Origin of the sequence: Nocardia sp. NPDC057668 (assembly GCF_042799795.1) — a bacterium.
Classification (GTDB): Bacteria; Actinomycetota; Actinomycetes; order Mycobacteriales; family Mycobacteriaceae; genus Nocardia.
In genome coordinates, this window is the sequence record NZ_JBHVIC010000001.1 from 522,663 (window position 1) to 538,738 (window position 16,076).

The 16,076-nt window shown below is 69.7% G+C and carries 11 protein-coding genes; 7 read left to right on the top strand and 4 right to left on the bottom strand.

The genetic code is table 11. The annotated features are described in order from the left end of the window. The 3 genes from ACFVBH_RS02475 to ACFVBH_RS02485 all read left to right on the top strand — a co-directional run bounded on the left by ACFVBH_RS02475 (position 1) and on the right by ACFVBH_RS02485 (position 3,457). Positions 1-777 (top strand): RNA polymerase sigma factor SigF, encoded by a 777-nt coding sequence (locus tag ACFVBH_RS02475; RefSeq protein ID WP_378999057.1) that lies wholly within the window; start codon positions 1-3, stop codon positions 775-777. Between the two features lie 251 nt (positions 778-1,028). Further along, positions 1,029-1,760 (top strand): S1 family peptidase, encoded by a 732-nt coding sequence (locus ACFVBH_RS02480; protein ID WP_354985505.1) that lies wholly within the window; start codon positions 1,029-1,031, stop codon positions 1,758-1,760. Between the two features lie 125 nt (positions 1,761-1,885). After that, a complete protein-coding gene (locus ACFVBH_RS02485; protein ID WP_378999059.1) occupies positions 1,886-3,457 on the top strand; it encodes a protein kinase in 1,572 nt (523 codons plus the stop codon). 169 nt (positions 3,458-3,626) lie between these two features. On the opposite strand, the gene ACFVBH_RS02490 is transcribed toward ACFVBH_RS02485, so the two are convergent. Next, entirely contained in the window at positions 3,627-5,087 is a 1,461-nt protein-coding gene (locus tag ACFVBH_RS02490; protein WP_378999061.1) for a flavin-containing monooxygenase, read from the bottom strand. Between the two features lie 259 nt (positions 5,088-5,346). On the opposite strand from ACFVBH_RS02490, the gene ACFVBH_RS02495 reads away from it, so the two are divergent. Continuing rightward, positions 5,347-6,048 carry a hypothetical protein gene (locus tag ACFVBH_RS02495; RefSeq protein WP_354985502.1) on the top strand — a complete coding sequence of 234 codons (702 nt, stop codon included), beginning with the start codon at positions 5,347-5,349 and terminating at the stop codon, positions 6,046-6,048. Positions 6,049-6,156: 108 nt separating this feature from the next. Beyond that, the gene (locus ACFVBH_RS02500; RefSeq protein WP_354985501.1) at positions 6,157-6,882 is read left to right on the top strand and encodes a TetR/AcrR family transcriptional regulator; all 726 of its coding nucleotides are present in this window, start codon (positions 6,157-6,159) and stop codon (positions 6,880-6,882) included. Positions 6,883-6,967: 85 nt separating this feature from the next. Here ACFVBH_RS02500 and ACFVBH_RS02505 read toward each other — a convergent pair whose 3' ends face one another. Continuing rightward, positions 6,968-7,963: a diiron oxygenase gene (locus tag ACFVBH_RS02505; protein WP_354985500.1), complete on the bottom strand. Its 996-nt coding sequence runs from the start codon at positions 7,961-7,963 to the stop codon at positions 6,968-6,970. Between the two features lie 142 nt (positions 7,964-8,105). On the opposite strand from ACFVBH_RS02505, the gene ACFVBH_RS02510 reads away from it, so the two are divergent. Then, positions 8,106-8,498 carry an NUDIX hydrolase gene (locus tag ACFVBH_RS02510; RefSeq protein WP_354985499.1) on the top strand — a complete coding sequence of 131 codons (393 nt, stop codon included), beginning with the start codon at positions 8,106-8,108 and terminating at the stop codon, positions 8,496-8,498. Here the strand turns inward: ACFVBH_RS02510 and ACFVBH_RS02515 are convergent. Together ACFVBH_RS02515 and ACFVBH_RS02520 are read right to left on the bottom strand one after the other, a co-directional pair. Beyond that, the gene (locus tag ACFVBH_RS02515) at positions 8,488-9,741 is read right to left on the bottom strand and encodes a TMEM143 family protein (protein WP_378999064.1); all 1,254 of its coding nucleotides are present in this window, start codon (positions 9,739-9,741) and stop codon (positions 8,488-8,490) included. The two genes, ACFVBH_RS02510 and ACFVBH_RS02515, sit on opposite strands and share 11 nt — an antisense overlap. A gap of 127 nt (positions 9,742-9,868) precedes the next feature. Next, complete coding sequence (locus ACFVBH_RS02520; RefSeq protein WP_354985497.1) at positions 9,869-10,237, bottom strand: hypothetical protein; 369 nt, start codon at positions 10,235-10,237, stop codon at positions 9,869-9,871. Positions 10,238-10,596: 359 nt separating this feature from the next. On the opposite strand from ACFVBH_RS02520, the gene ACFVBH_RS02525 reads away from it, so the two are divergent. Beyond that, positions 10,597-16,062 carry a carboxyl transferase domain-containing protein gene (locus ACFVBH_RS02525; protein WP_378999066.1) on the top strand — a complete coding sequence of 1,822 codons (5,466 nt, stop codon included), beginning with the start codon at positions 10,597-10,599 and terminating at the stop codon, positions 16,060-16,062. Positions 16,063-16,076 lie beyond the last annotated feature (14 nt).

The window sequence follows — 16,076 nt, forward strand, 5'->3', positions numbered from 1 at the left end:
GTGACGCGGGTCAACAGCTACGACGACATCGAGGCCGCGTTCGAGGAACTGGCACGAGCCGACGAGACCGGCGAACCCGATCGAAACATGGTGCGCGAGAAGATCATCGAGCGCTGCCTGCCCCTGGCCGAACACATCGCGCGACGCTTCGCCGGGCGCGGGGAGAGCTTCGACGACCTGGTCCAGGTGGCCCGCCTGGGCCTGGTGCGCGCGGTCGATCGGTTCGAGGTCTCGCGAGGCTCGCCGTTTCTGTCCTTCGCGGTGCCCACCATCATGGGCGAGGTGCGCCGGCACTTCCGCGACTACACCTGGGCGGTGCGAGTTCCCCGCCGCACCAAGGAGATTCAGGTTCAGCTGAGTTCCACGATCGAGCTGCTCGCGCAGCGGCTGGGGCGCATGCCCCGGGCCCGCGAGATCGCCGAGGAGCTCGACATCGATCTGCTCGAGGTGACCCAGGCGCTCATCGCCTCCAACGCCTATCAGGCGTCCTCGCTGGACACCACGCTGACCGGCGACGACAGCGACAACACCCCGCTGCCCAAGGCCGAGACCCTCGGCGGCATCGAAACCGATTACGAGCTCATCGAGCAGCGCCTGGCGGTGCGCCCGCTGCTGGCCGAGCTGCCCGATCGCGAGCGCAGGCTGCTGACCATGCGCTTCTTCGAATGCAAGACCCAGACCCAGATCGCCGAGGATCTCGGCGTCTCGCAGATGCACGTGTCCCGCATGCTGACCCGGACCCTGACCCGGCTGCGCGAGGACGCCCTGCGGGACTGAGGGCGCGCGCCGGGTTTCCCAGGTCGTGGCCGGTGCGGGCGGCCGAGCCCACCCAGGATGGGCGTGCCCGCCGCGGTGCGCCGAGCACCCGCGGAATTCGGTGCAGAGCACACTTGATTAAACTGAACCGACCGGTATGTTTGTCCAGTCACGGCTTCACGGGTCCGCCCGGCGGTCCTTCTTCGCGAGTACGCGTCCCACCCGACACCAACGAATGACCTCGAGCGGTATCCACACCCGGGAGGTTCGGCATGTTGTCTTTGGCAAGGATGTGCACCAGCGCCGGATCCCTCTCCGCCGCAACGCTCTTCACGATCGGCGTGCTGCTGCCCGGCAGCGCCGCCGCGGACGGGCCCGTCCCGATGGGCGGCGGTTCGGGCATTGCCATCGGGACGGGCGACCCCAATGTGGTCGGCCTGTGCACCCTGACCGCGATCGGCTTCGACAACGCCGATCGCCTGGTCGGCATCACCGCCGGGCACTGCGGGAATCCCGGCCTGCCGGTCTGGTCCGAAGCCGCACCCGGCGCCGGGATCATCGGCCATTTCGCCGAGGTGGATCACTACTGGGACTGGGCGATCATCGAATTCGACGCCGCGCGCGTGGCTCCGGTCCGCCAGGTCACCCAGAGCGTGATCAACGGCGTCGGCGCGCCGCCCGGACCGCTGTCCTGGGTGTGTAAGAACGGGCGCACCACCGGATTCACCTGCGGACCCGTGTGGGAGGACCTCGGCGGCGGGTTCAGCAGTCACGTGTGCGCGGACTACGGGGACTCCGGCTCGCCGGTGCTGGTGAACGACCGGCTGGTGGGCATGATCATTTCCGGGCAGGCGATCCACCTGGGCGGGCTCGTCATTCGCCTGCCCTCGTGTTCCAACCCGTTCAACCCCATCCACGAACCCGATGTGGCGACCGGCATCGACTACATACTGGGCGACATCGACGAGCGTGGTGGGGTGGGTGCCGGATTCCGGCTGCTGTGAGCCGGCGACCGTGATCCGGTACGGATCACGGTGCCGTACCGGCCATCCGGCCGACTGCGCTACATTCGCTGCGGGCCGCGACGCCGATTCGGGCGCGGCCCGCGGGCGTGCGCGGGGAGGGTGCAGTGAGTTTGCCGCCGGGGTCTGTCTTCGCCGGGTTCACCATCGAGCGGCTGCTGGGCGCGGGCGGGATGGGCGCGGTGTATCTGGCCGAGCATCCGCGCCTGCGGCGGCGGGTCGCGCTCAAGGTCCTGGCCGCGACCTTCACCTCGGATGCCAAGGCGCGCTCGGCGTTCACGCGCGAGGCCGACCTGGCCGCCGGGCTCGACCATCCCAATATCGTGCCGGTGTACGACCGCAGTGAACTCGACGATCCGGCGCTGTGGCTGGCCATGCGGCACATCGAGGGCGGTGACGTGGCCGCGCTGCTCGAGCACCACCCCGCGGGACTGGCTCCCGCCCGCGCGGTGCGACTGATCACCGACGCCGCCTGCGCACTGGACCACGCGCACGCGCGCGGCGTCCTGCACCGCGACGTCAAACCGGCGAACCTGCTCATCGAGCACGACCGCGGGCACGGCGAGCGCGCCGTGCTCACCGACTTCGGCATCGCCCGCACCCTGGACGACACGGTCACCCTGTCCGGCATCGCCGCCACCTTCGCCTATGCCGCCCCCGAACGCTTCAGCGACACCCCCGCCGACCACCGGGCCGACATCTACTCCCTGGGCTGCACGCTCTTCCAGCTCCTGACCGGCCGCCAGCCCTACGCCCGCAAGGATCAAGCCGCGGTGATCGGCGCCCACCTCACCGCACCTCCACCCTCTCCCCGCGAGGTTCGCCCGGATCTGCGCGCCGACCTCGACGCCGTCCTGGCCACCGCCCTGGCCAAGTCCCCCGATGCCCGCTACCCCACGTGCACCGCGCTGGCCGAGGCCGCGGCCCGCGCGCTCCCGCCCATCGCGCCCACCGAACGCGCGGCACCAGCCCGCCCGGTGGTGGTGTCGAACACGGCCGCCCGCACCGACAGCGCGCCCCGGCGCGACGGCGCATCCCGCGACGAGGCGGCGATCCCCACCGTCGTCGGAGCCGCCGCACCGCGGCCTGTCCCGATCCCCGCGCCGGTGGACCTCGGCAAGCCCGCGCCGTTCCGGGGCGATCCGCCGCAGGCGGACGGCCCCGACCTCCGCGCCACAGCACCCCCTTCCGCCGGAAAGCCTTCCCTCCCAGCCGCTTCCACCACCGAGATCGCCGAATCCAGCCCACAGCCACACACCGAGAAGCCCGCTCTCCCCGGCTCCCCCGCCGCGGTCATGGTCGCGGACTTCCCACCGCCCGCCCGCCCGGGCCGACGCGCCGCCGCCGTCTCCGGCGTCCTTCTCACCGCGATCACGGCCACGGTCGCCATCACCCTCGCGATCCGCGGCAACTCCGAATCCCCCACGACGACAACCCCTTCCACCACCAGCGTCGCGGTCTCCACTATCACCACGCCGGTCACCACCGCACCCCCGCCGCCCGCGACCACCGCCCCGCCCGCCGAGGTCCCGCCCCCGGTCGAGACCGAGCCCTACGTGGCCCCGGCCCCACCGGCCCAACAGGTGGTTCCCACCTATTCGGCCCCGCGTCCGCAAGTCCCCGCCACCCAGGCCCCGGCGATCGTCCCCCAGACACGAGTTCACCAGTGGCCGGGCTGATCCCGCCGATTCAGACTCCCTCGGACACGGATTCGGACTCCCTCGGATGCACCGGCGTCACACCGCCGCGTCCGACGCGCACACGATCCATTCCGGCCCGAATCGGAACGGCGCGGACCAGCCGCCCGCGCCGCGCGGCGAGCGTGGGCGGCGACATCCCGCGGGACGGTCAGGACTTGGTCAGGTGGAAATCGCCATCTTCCGGGGCGGCGAGCATCTCCTCCATCGTCCGGCGGTCGAACGGGAGAAGGTCGATGTGGCCGCCTTCGGTGAAGTACCAGGAGTTGCAGCCGGTGTTCCAGACCGTGGGTTGCAGGGCCTCGCCCACCTGGTCGCCGAAGTGGTCCGTGGCGGCCTCGGTGACCTCGACCGTATCGAACTCGCCTGTGCTCCAGCGCCGCAGCCACGCGGTGATGTAGCGGGCGGTGACCTCGGCGGCGTGGTGCAGGGGGATCGAACCGGTGGGTGAATTCGGACCCAGGACAGTGAAGAAGTTGGGGAATCCGGGGATCGCGGTCATGCGGTAGGCGCGCGGTCCCTTCGCCCAGGCGTCGTCGATCGAGATGCCCGCGCGGCCGGTGAGTGTCATGGGCCGCATGTAGTCGTGCGCGCGGAATCCGGTCGCGAGCACGATGGTGTCCACCTCGTGGTGCCTGCCGTCGGCGGTGCGGATGCCGGTCGGGGTGATCTCCTCGATACCGGCGGTGACGAGCTCGGCGTTGCGGGCGCGCAGGGCGCGATAGTAGGTGCCGGACAACACCTGTCGCTTGCACAGCGGCTCGTAGTCGGGCGTCAGTTCCGCACGCAGCTTCGGGTCGGCGACCTGTGCGCGCAGGCTCAGGCGCGCGTACTCCTGCACCGCCCGCCGCCGCCAGCTCGGCCGGGTGACGACATCGGTGAACGCCTTCGCGCCCGCCATGCCGACCCGGTGCAGCGCGCGATTGAGCGCCGGCATCCGATCCAGCACCGCGCCGACGACCGCGGGCTGCGGCAACCACATCGGGGCCCAGATCACCCACTGCGGGCTGCGCACGAAATGGGTGATGCGCTCGGCCGCAGGCTGCAGCGCGGACACGACCTGTACCCCGGTCGACCCGGTCCCCAGCACCGCGATCCGCTTGCCCGCGGTGCGCACGGCATCGTCCCAGCGCGCGGTGTGCACGACATCGCCGGTGAATTCGTCCAGGCCCGGGATCGCGGGCCGGGCGGGGTGGTGCAGCACGCCGGTGGCGGAGATGACGAAGTCGGCCTCGTGCACCTGTCCGCCCGCGGTCTCGACCCGCCAGCCGGTCCCGGTGAACTCCGCCGACACCACCTCCGAATCGACGCGCACGTGCGGGCGCAGTCCGAACTCATCGACCACGTCGGCCAGATACCGCTGGATCTCCGCCCCGGGCGCGAACACCCGTGACCAGTCCGGCTTGGGTGCGAAGCCGAACTGGTACACCTGCGAGGGCACGTCGCAGGTCAGGCCCGGGTAGCGGTTCCAATGCCACACCCCGCCGACGTCGGAGCCCTTCTCCAGGATCACAAAGTCATCGAAGCCGTTGCGCCGCAGCGTGATAGCGCTCGCGATGCCGGACACGCCCGCGCCGATGATCACCACGCGCGGCTGCCGGACCCCGCTCATCGCGCACCCGCCGAGAACTCGGCGCCGCCGCGGCGAACCCGATCCGCACCGGTCCCTGGATACCTCATGCCCTACACCCCTCGTCCAACCACAGTGTTGATACCGACAGTATTCGAATACCGACGGTATTTCGATGCGCCCGGAATTGTCAACCTCTCGGCGCGACCGACCCCGATCCGGACACCAAGATCGATTCGAGCGCGACATGACACCGGTGCGGTTCCCCGGATCTGTCGCACCGCGCCAGTAATCTGCCCGAATGGCTACACCGGATTCGGCGCTGCGCCGCCTGATGCGAACCACGGGAAAACTGCTGGAGCCCTACGCTTTTGATGGCGAGGAGCCGACCTGGACCCGGGTCGAGCCCGAGGGCGTGGCCGCGATCGGCCGCACCCGCACCTTCCGCACCTACACCGGCGGCCAGCAGGTGCTGAGCTTCGGCCTGACCCTGAGCGCGACCCCGGCCCCCTGGTGGGAGTTCTGCACCTGGCGCGCCGCCCGGCTCGGCGCCGAACCCACCCCGCTGTCGGCCGCCACCGGCCCCGGACTGCTCACCGACTCCGCCCTGCCCGACTCCCTCACCGAAATGTGGTCCATGCGAATCCTTCCCGGCCATCCGGGGCACGTGGATCAGGGCGACATCGAGCTCATTCGCACCGAACTACCGCGCCGGGTGCACGCCTACGCGCGCCGGGCGCTGCGGCTGCTCGAGCCCGGCCACTACCTCGAAGAACTACTCAACCTGCCCGATCAGCACGCCGAGACCTGGGAGGCGATCGTGGTCCTGCTGGCCGAACAGGGCCCGAGCGCGCACCTGCACGAGGCCGGTGAGCAGCTGGTGCACGCCTGCACCGCGCGCGGGGACGCCGACTACGCCCGCGCCGTCGCCGAGTACGCGCGCACACGCGCCGCCGACCGGGACGCCGTCCTGGCCGGAGCGAGCAGCGCGCACGAGGCGTGACACCCGAACCCCTTCCCCACGAACACCTTCCGGCCCGCACGCCGCCGACGCCCCGCCACCCGCGCGAGTGCCCCGGCGAGCGGACCCCGGTGTTCTAGACTCGGACCCGTGCCGACCACGCAGTCACCCGCGTCAGCCGCCCCCGGTGGGCGGCAGGCGCGCTGGCAGCCGCACAACGACGAGCGCCGCGAGCGCATCATCGCGGCCACGATCGAGCTGCTCGAACAGCAGCACGCCGACGCCTCCATGCAGCAGATCGCCGACCGGGCCGGACTGGCCAAGTCGGTGGTCTACCGCCAGTTCGACGGCCGCGACGATCTGGACCGCCGGGTGCGCACCGCCATCGGCGAACGCTTCACCGACACCCTCGACGCCGCGCTGGACGTCGGCTTCGGCTCGATCCGGGAGATCCTCGCCCGCGCGGTCTCGACGGTCGTGGACTGGTTCGAGACCCATCCCCGGCTGCACGATTTCCTGCGCAAGGGCCCGGCCGTCGGCGATCCGGACGATCTCGACGCCGCCACCGGCCTGGCCACCGCCATCTCCGCACGCACCCGGCGACTGGTGTCCGGCCTGGCCGGGGTTGTCGGGGTGGTGGACGAACCGGCCATCGACACCATGTGTTTCGCCATCGTGGCGATGACCGAGGCGACGGTGACCCGCTGGGCACGCGACCCCGATCCGGACCTGGATCGCGCCACGCTGGTCACCACCGTCACCGGTTACATCTGGAGCGTGCTGGACGCGGTCACCCGCGACCACGGCATCGGCCTGGACCCGGATCGCCCGCTGCTCGAGGTGCTCGCCGAACTCGCCGACGACGCGTCCCGATGAGATCCGCCGCGGGCGATGAACCGCGGCGAACGAGCACCGGCCACGGCCGCACTCGCGGTCGCCGACCGAGCAACGACGTGAATCCCTAGGCCGCGTGCCGGTTTCCGCGCTCGGGCTCGCTCCGGTACCGGGACGGCTCGCCGCCCACGTGCAGCAGCGACCACAGCGGTTTGGTGACCATGTTCATCAGCCCCAGATCACCGGCCAGCTTGCGCATGTCCCCGAAGTATCCGGACAGGATGCGGCGCTGCTGCTCTCCGCCCCAGAACGCCTCGGCGAAAACCTCGTCGGGGATGTCGAATTGACGCGCGAACGACTTGGACGGCGCCATGATCTCCCCGGCGAGCCAGCGCATGGCGAGCGGGAACGACACCGCGGCAACCGCTTTGGACACCGGATTCATGCGGGCCAGATGCGCGGCCAGGAATTCACCGGCGAACGAGATGTGCCGCGCCTCCTCGGCGATGTGAATCTCCATGGTGCGCAGCACCGCCGGCGGTACCGCGTCGCCGTCGCGGATCAGCGACTTCTGGTAGTGGTCGATCGGCTCCTCGCCGCCGAGGATGCCGATGAACAGGATCACGTGGGCGTAGCCGCCGGCCACCCCGATGAACGGGGACAGCACCCGGAACAGCCGCCGCATGCCCGGCACGTCCACGCCGATCCGGTTGACCAGTTCCTGGAACATCTGGATGTGGTTGCACTCTTCGGTCATCTCGTGCAGGCAGTACCTGAACTCCGGCGACCCGTTGGGCAGCTTCATGATGTACTGCATCATCCCGCGGATGAGCACGCTCTCGAACGCCGCGCCGACCTTGATGACATTGGCGATCCGCCATTTGCCGATCTCGATCTGCCGTTCCAGCGGCAGGTCCCGGTACCACTGCGTGGCGCCCAGGGGGTCGTATTCCGGCGACAGCACCCAGCGGGGGTCGTTCGGATCGATCGCGAATTCCGGTGCATCCCATGCGATGTCCAGGTACGGATCGAAGTTGCGGTTGACGGACCCCTCGGACAGGGTCGCCAGCGCGTCTCGATAGTCCTGGTCGAACAGTTTGCTACCCGATTGCGACAGCGTCATCGGTGTCTCCTCGTTCGGGCCATCCGGCACATGCGGCCGTGTGGCGCGTCACAATCAGAATATATGGGACCGCGAGTCCCACACAACTGTTTGACCGGAATCGTGATTGGCGCACCCGCGACCCGGGCAGCATGATCGTCGGATGCGGGAGAAGAATTTGGTGTACTGCCGGGTCGAACGCGCGGGCGCGGTACTGCTGGTCCGGCGCGCGCCGGGGGTGTTCCTGGCCGGTCGGTGGGAACTGCCCGGCGGCGGTATCGAAGCGGGCGAGCGCCCCGAGGACGCCGCGGTCCGCGAGGTCGCCGAGGAGACCGGACTGCGCATCGAGGTAGTCGCCGAGCGAGCGGCGCACTCCTGGATGGACGTGGCCGGAAAGCCCTTGCGCATCAACGCCCGCGTCTACGACGTGACCGAGAACGGCGGCGGCCCGGTCACTCTCAATCCGGACGAGCACGACGACCACCGGTGGGTCTCCCCGGCGGAGGCGGCCGGCCTGGATCTGGCCGCGCACTTCCGCGAGGCGTTCATCGACTGACGGTGGGCACCCCCGCCGCGCCGGGAACGGGCATGTGGAACAGATTGTCCCAGTGCCGATCCAGGCGGTGTTTGGCCTCGGGCAGCGCGATCGCGCCGAGCACGCCCTGCTCGTCCTCGGTGAGCAGATCCAGCTGCCGCAGCGTCCGCAGCCCCCCGCGCACGTCGAAGTCGAACGTGGTGTCCCAGTGCCTGCCGAACCACTGCTCCACCACGCGATCGAGCCCGGCCGCGGTGAGCGGCTGTTCGGCGGTGCGCAGGAAGTGATAGGTCAGCAGGGTTTCCTTGACCTCGGATTCGGCCGCGGCGTCGAGCAGATGATGGAACACCCCCGCGCCGTTGCCGAGATTGCGGAAGTACAGGTGCTCCTGCAGCGTCTTCAGCATCTTGATCTTGCGATTCTTGAATTTGGAGAACTGCCGCCACAGGTAGCTGCCCAGGGCCGCCAGCCCGGCGAACAGGGTGACCAGCGCCGCCTGATCCAGGCGCACCGTCTCCTCGCGGATCCCGACCCAGAACGCCAGCAGCAGCACCATCAAACCCAGTGACGCCAGCAGTTTCGTGGCCAGCACGACCAGGCCCGAGAGCACCGCGGGCACCCCGATGAGCACCTTGTCCTTGGTCCGCATCCGCACGCGCACGGTCGGATACAGCATCTCCAGGTCGTTGCGCGGCACATCCTGGAACATCTTGAGCAGCACCCCGCCGCTGGGCTCGCGCTCGGTCGCGTCCGGGCGCTCGGTGAAGGCGATGTACACCAGAACCTTGGCGTAGCTGGTGAACTCGACGGTCCGCCGGCGTAATCCGTAGAAGGACTTCACCTCTTCCGTGCACGGGCGGGTGCCGCGGCGGAAGAACATGACCGTGTCGATGCTCTCGTCCTCGACCTCGAGGCGCACCTTCATCAGATCGTGTTCGGCGAAGGCCTGTTCGATCTCGTCCGCTTCGATCCGGATGAAGTCGGCCTCGGCGGCCAGGGCGACGAGTTCGCGTTCGACCACCGCCCGCGCATCGGCCCGATCCCGCGCGGTGGCGGTGCGCACGGTGCGCACGTCCTCGGCCGGATCGACGATCTCGTACGCGTCCAGCACCCGCTCACCGCGCACATGAATCCGGTGCTGCGCCATCGCCGCCAGTAATCGCGCGAACTCCAGGAACGACTCCCGTTCGTCGGCGGGCAACTCCCCCGCGCACAGCGCTACGACCGTGCTCTTACGAAACGGCAGAAAGTGTTCGGCGTCCATCGGCAACTCCTCTCGGCGGGCAGGCCCGTCGGCCTTCACCATAAAGGGATACCGAGTGCCCTCGCGCCCAGTCGAATCCGATCCCCGGATCACGAAATGCGCACGAGGGCAGCGGGAGTGTGCCGAATCAGCCGAGCGCGTCGTCCGCGTCGGCGCTCGCGGCCGTCAGTCGCTCGGCGGCGGCGCGAGCGATGGTGCAGGCCTGGCGGACTCGGGCCTCGGGATGAGCGGTGCGCTGTTCGAGCGTGGCCCGAATGCGCTCGAAGGACTTGACCGAATCGGCGCTCGCCCCGCGCAGCACCGCGTACTGGTGCTCGATCTCGCGGTATTCGAGATCGAACTCGTCGCAGCGCCGGTGCAATTCGGCGATGTGATCGATCAGGTCCAGCACCTCGCGGGTGGTCAGCGTGAGATCGGGTTGTTCCCGGCCCGACAGCAGCGCTTCGCCCGCGATCTCGGCCCAGCGCGCGTGCAGCACATCGAGAATGTCGGTCACGCGAATCACCTCCTACACCGCGGCAGGACGCTCGAGAGCCACTCGGCGACGCTGCCAGTTGGACGGCCCGCCGTCGCGGAGCCCGGAAAAGCTGAGTCAGGAAAAGCTGGACGGGATGGGCTCGCGGCCGGACGCCCCTCCCTTGTTCGAGTCCGATTCGCACGGTCCTTGTCCGGTACCGGTCGGCCGCCCACCGGAAATTCTCCCACCCGTGACCGGGCCTATACGAGGTATTCCCAAGGATACGTGCGAGTAACAACCACATGCCGTGTACCTGGGCGCGATTAGGTGCAGACTACGCGGGACCGATACTCGAAATCCGCGCCCGATCGGGCCAGTGCAGTGGAAGGAGCAGGCGAGTGTTCAGCCGCATCGCCATCGTGAACCGGGGCGAGGCCGCCATGCGCCTCATCCATGCTGTCCGGGATCTGGCCGCCGAGACCGGATTGCCGATACAGACGATCGCCCTGTACACGGACGTCGATCGCAACGCCACGTTCGTGCGCGAAGCCGACGTCGCGTACGACCTCGGACCGGCTGCCAATCGCCCCTACCTCGACCTGAAGGTGCTCGAGCAGGCGCTGCTCGCCACCGGCGCCGATTCGGCCTGGGTCGGCTGGGGTTTCGTCGCCGAGGATCCCGCGTTCGCGGAGTTGTGCGCGCGCATCGGCGTGACGTTCATCGGCCCGAACCCGGATGCCATGCGCAAACTCGGTGACAAGATCGGTGCCAAGCTCATCGCCGAAGAGGTGGGCGTGCCCGTCGCGCCCTGGAGCCGCGGCGCGGTCGGCACCGTCGAGGAGGCCCTGGCCTCCGCCGCCGAAGTGGGCTACCCGCTGATGCTCAAGGCCACCGCCGGCGGCGGCGGGCGCGGCATCCGCGTCATCACCAACGAGGACGAACTGGTCGACGCCTACGAGCGCACCCGCCAGGAAGCCGCCCGCGCCTTCGGCAGCGGCGTCGTGTTCCTCGAGCGCCTGGTCACCGGCGCCCGCCACGTCGAGGTGCAGGTCATCGCGGACGGGCAGGGCACCGCGTGGGCACTCGGCGTGCGCGACTGCTCGGTGCAGCGGCGCAACCAGAAGGTCATCGAGGAGTCCGCCTCCCCGGTGCTCTCGCCCGAGCAGGTCGCCGACCTCAAGGGCTCGGCCGAGCGCCTGGCCATCGCGGTCGGCTACTGCGGCGCGGCGACGGTGGAGTTCCTCTACCACCCCGGCGACCAGCTCTTCGCCTTCCTCGAGGTCAACACCCGCCTGCAGGTCGAGCACCCGATCACCGAGTACACCACCGGTTTCGACCTGGTGCGCGCGCAGCTGATGGTGGCCTCGGGCATCCCGCTCACCGGTGAGCCCCCGGCCGAACGCGGGCACGCCATCGAGGCGCGCCTGAACGCCGAGGACCCGGACCGTGATTTCGCCCCGGCGCCGGGCCGCATCGTGCGCCTGGATCTGCCCGCGGGCCCGGGCATCCGCGTGGACACCGGTGTCAGCGAAGGCGACACCATCCCCGCCGATTTCGACTCCATGATCGCGAAAATCATTGCCTACGGCCGTGATCGCAACGAGGCGCTGGGCCGGTTGCGCCGCGCCATGGTGCAGACCCGCGTGGTCATCGAGGGCGGCGCGACCAACAAGAGTTTCGTCCTGGACCTGCTGATTCAGCCCGAGGTCATCGACGGCTCGGCCGACACCGGCTGGATCGACCGCGTCCGCGGCGAGGGCCGCCTGGTCTCGCAACGGCATTCGACCGTCGCGCTGGCCGCGGCCGCCATCGACGCCTACGAGGACGAGGAGAGCGCCGAGCGGCATCGCCTGCTGTCCACCGCGTCCGGCGGCCGGCCGCAGGTGCAGCACGAGAGCGGGCGCCCGCACGATCTCAAGCTGCGCGGCGTGGGCTACCGGGTGCGAGTCGCCCGCATCGGCGCGCACCGCTTCCGCATCGGCATCGAGGCGGGCGCCGAAACCCGCACCGCCGACGTCGATCTCGAGCGCTTCGACGAGCACACCGGCCAGATCGTGGTCAACGGCATCCGCTACCGCCTGACCACCGGCACCCACGGTCCCATCGCCGTGGTGGACATCGACGGCGTCACGCATCGCATCAGCCGGGACGAGGGCGGCGTGGTCCGCTCCCCCGCGCCCGCGCTGGTGGTCGCGACCCCGCTCGCGGTCGGCGCGGAAGTCGAAGCGGGAGCGCCGATCCTGGTGCTCGAGAGCATGAAGATGGAAACGGTGCTGCGCGCGCCGTTCAAGGCCCGGTTGAAGGAATGCACCGTATCGGTCGGCACCCAGGTGGAAACCGGTGCGCCGCTCATGCGCCTCGAGCCGATCGCGGACGACGACGAAGCCGGCGAGGCCGCGGCCGTCGGCGCGGTCGAACTGGACCTGCCCGACCGGCCCACCCCCGCGGGCACCGCCGAGCGCATGGCTCGCGGCCTGCAGGATCTGCGCAGCCTGCTGCTCGGCTTCGACGAGGATCCGCACCAGGAACAGCGTGTCCTCGAGGACTACCTCGCCGCGCGCGCGGAAGCCCTCGCCGACAATCAGCGCCCGCTGGCCGACGAGCTCGAACTGGTCGAGGTCTTCGCCGATCTCGCCGAGCTGAGCCACAACCGCTCGTGGGACGAGGACGGCGCGCAGAGCCACGTCCACAGCGCCCGCGAGTACTTCCACACCTACCTGCAGAGCCTGGACGTGGAGCGGGCCGGTCTGCCGGAATCGTTCAAGGCCAAACTCGGTAAGGCGCTGGGGCACTACGGAATCACCGAGCTCGATCGCACGCCCGAGCTCGAGGCCGCGGTCTTCCGCATCTTCCTGGCGCAGCAGCGCCCGGCCGAGACCGTCGCGGTGATCACCACGCTGTTGCGCAAGTGGGTCCGCGAGCCCGTGCCGAACGGCACGCTGCGCGAGCCGGTCGGTCTGGCGCTCGAGCGTCTGGTGGCCGCCACGCAGGTGCGCTTCCCGGTCATCGCCGATCTCTCGCGCGGTGTGGTCTACGCCTGGTACGGCCTGCCGCTGCTGCGCCGCAACCGCGCTCGGGTGTACACCAACGTCCGCCGGCAGCTGCGGCACTTCGACGAGAACCCGAACACCCCGGATCGCGCCGAGCGCATCTCCGACATGGTCCGCAGCACCGAGCCCCTGGTGCGGCTGCTGGGCCAGCGGCTCGAGCGCGGCAAGATGGACAACTCGGCGATGCTCGAGGTCCTGACCCGCCGCTACTACGGCAACAAGGGTCTCACCGGCGTCCGCACCACCGAGGCCGACGACTGCACCTTCGTGATCGCCGAGCGCAAGGGCATGAGCCTGGTCTCGGCCGCGGTCAGCTTCCACGCCCTGGACACCGCGGTGCGCGGGCTCATCGAGCTGGCCGGTGGCGCCGCCTCGATCGAGGCCGACATCTACCTGGGCTGGGAGGGCCAGCCCGAGGACTTCGACGCCATGGCCGTGGCCCTGCAGGAAGTCCTCAACGCCCAGCCCATGCCGAATCAGGTGCATCGCATCACCTGCACGGTCGCGGGCAGCGGCGGCGCGGTCATGCACCACCACTTCACCTTCCGGCCCTCGACCACCGGGCTGGACGAGGAACGCCTCATCCGCGGTCTGCACCCGTACATCGCGCAGCGCATGCAGATGAAGCGCCTGCACAAGTTCGACCTCACCCGACTGCCGTCCTCGGACGACGAAGAGGTGTACCTGTTCCGCGCGGTCGCCAAGGAGAACCCCTCCGACGAGCGACTGGTGGCCTTCGCCCAGGTCCGCGACCTGGCGGCCCTGCGTGAGCACGACGGCCGGCTGCTCGCGCTGCCGACCGCCGAGACCACGATCGCCACCTGCCTGGACTCCATCCGGCGCGCGCAGTCCCAGCGGCCCTCGGCCAAGCGACTGCACACCAACCGGATCGTCATGTACATCTGGCCGCCGGTCGATGTGACCCGGGCCGAGCTGGAAACCATTGCGGGACACGTGCAGCCGACCACGGCGGGCACGGGACTCGAGGAGATCCTGCTCATCGCCCGTCAGCGCGACGCCCGCACCGACGAACTGGTCAAGATCGCGGTCCGGATCTCGTTCGACGCCATCGGCGGCACCGAGGTCAGCATCGTCGATCGCTCGGACGAGCCGGTCGAGCCGCTGGACGAGTACCGGCAGAAGGTGCTGCGCGCCAGCAGCCGCAACACCGTGTACCCGTACGAATTGACCGGTCTGCTGGGCGATTTCACCGAGCACGACCTGGACTCGGATCACGCGCTGGTGCCGGTCGACCGGCCCAAGGGGCGCAACAGCGCCGCACTGGTCGCCGGCGTGGTGACCACCCGCACCGAGCGGCATCCCGACGGCGTCACCCGCGTGGTGCTGCTCGGCGATCCGACAAAGTCCCTCGGCGCACTGTCCGAGCCGGAATGCCGCCGCGTCATCGCCGCGCTGGATCTGGCCGAGCAGCTGCGAGTTCCGCTGGAGTGGTACGCATTGTCCTCGGGCGCGCGCATCTCCATGGAGTCCGGCACCGAGAACATGGACTGGGTGGCGGCCGCACTCAAGCGCATCGTCGAATTCACCCAGGACGGCGGCGAGATCAATATCGTCGTCGCGGGCATCAACGTCGGCGCGCAGCCGTACTGGAACGCCGAAGCCACGATGCTCATGCACACCAAGGGCATCCTGGTGATGACCCCGGATTCGGCCATGGTGCTCACCGGCAAGCAGTCCCTGGACTTCTCCGGCGGCGTCTCGGCCGAGGACAACTTCGGCATCGGCGGCTACGACCGCGTCATGGGCCCCAACGGCCAGGCGCAGTACTGGGCCCCGAACCTGACCGCGGCGCGCGAAGTTCTGATGTCGCACTACGACCACACCTATGTGGCCCCGGGTGAGCAGGGACCGCGCCGCGCGCCGACCGGAGACCCGATCGACCGCGACATCTCCGATTTCCCGCATGTGCTGGCGGACAGCGATTTCACCACCGTCGGCGAGATCTTCTCCGCGACCGCGAACCCGGATCGCAAGAAGCCCTTCGACATTCGCACCGTCATGCGGGCACTGGCCGATCAGGATCATCCGGTGCTCGAGCGCTGGGCCGGCATGGCCGACGCCGAGACCGCGGTGGTGCAGGACGCGCGCCTGGGCGGAATCCCGGTGTGCCTGCTGGGTATCGAATCGCGGGGCGTGGTGCGGCGCGGCCTCACCCCGACCGACGGTCCCGACACCTACACCGCGGGAACGCTTTTCCCGCGGTCCTCGCAGAAGGCAGCGCGTGCGATCAACACCGCGAGCGGCAACCGCCCGCTGGTGGTGCTGGCCAACCTCTCGGGCTTCGACGGTTCCCCGGAATCGATGCGCAAGCTCCAGCTCGAGTACGGCGCCGAAATCGGCCGGGCCATCGTCAATTTCCAGGGCCCGATCGTGTTCTGCGTGATCTCGCGGTACCACGGCGGCGCGTTCGTCGTGTTCTCCAAGGCGCTCAACCCGAACATGACGGTGCTGGCCCTGGAGGGTTCGTTCGCCTCGGTGCTGGGCGGCGCTCCGGCCGCGGCCGTGGTCTTCTCCGGTGAGGTCAACGCCCGCACCGGCGCGGACTCGCGAGTGCGCGACCTGGGCACCCGCGCGGCCAACGCCATCGGCGCGGATCGCGCGGTGCTTACCGCCGAACTCGACGAGATGCGCTCCTCGGTCCGCGCGGAGAAGCTGGGTGAGGTCGCCGCCGAATTCGACGGCGTGCACAACATCCAGCGCGCCGTGCAGGTCGGATCGGTCGACGCGATCATTCGCGCCGCCGAACTGCGCCCGCGCATCATCGACGCGATCGAGGCGGGTCTGAACAAGTAGTCGACCGACGCCCT

Coding starts and splice junctions, on each gene's coding strand:
- ACFVBH_RS02515 (WP_378999064.1), bottom strand. CDS start 9,741: ATGGACGCCGAACACTTTCTGCCGTTTCGTAAGAGCACGGTCGTAGCG.
- ACFVBH_RS02510 (WP_354985499.1), top strand. CDS start 8,106: ATGCGGGAGAAGAATTTGGTGTACTGCCGGGTCGAACGCGCGGGCGCG.
- ACFVBH_RS02505 (WP_354985500.1), bottom strand. CDS start 7,963: ATGACGCTGTCGCAATCGGGTAGCAAACTGTTCGACCAGGACTATCGA.
- ACFVBH_RS02480 (WP_354985505.1), top strand. CDS start 1,029: ATGTTGTCTTTGGCAAGGATGTGCACCAGCGCCGGATCCCTCTCCGCC.
- ACFVBH_RS02495 (WP_354985502.1), top strand. CDS start 5,347: ATGGCTACACCGGATTCGGCGCTGCGCCGCCTGATGCGAACCACGGGA.
- ACFVBH_RS02490 (WP_378999061.1), bottom strand. CDS start 5,087: ATGAGCGGGGTCCGGCAGCCGCGCGTGGTGATCATCGGCGCGGGCGTG.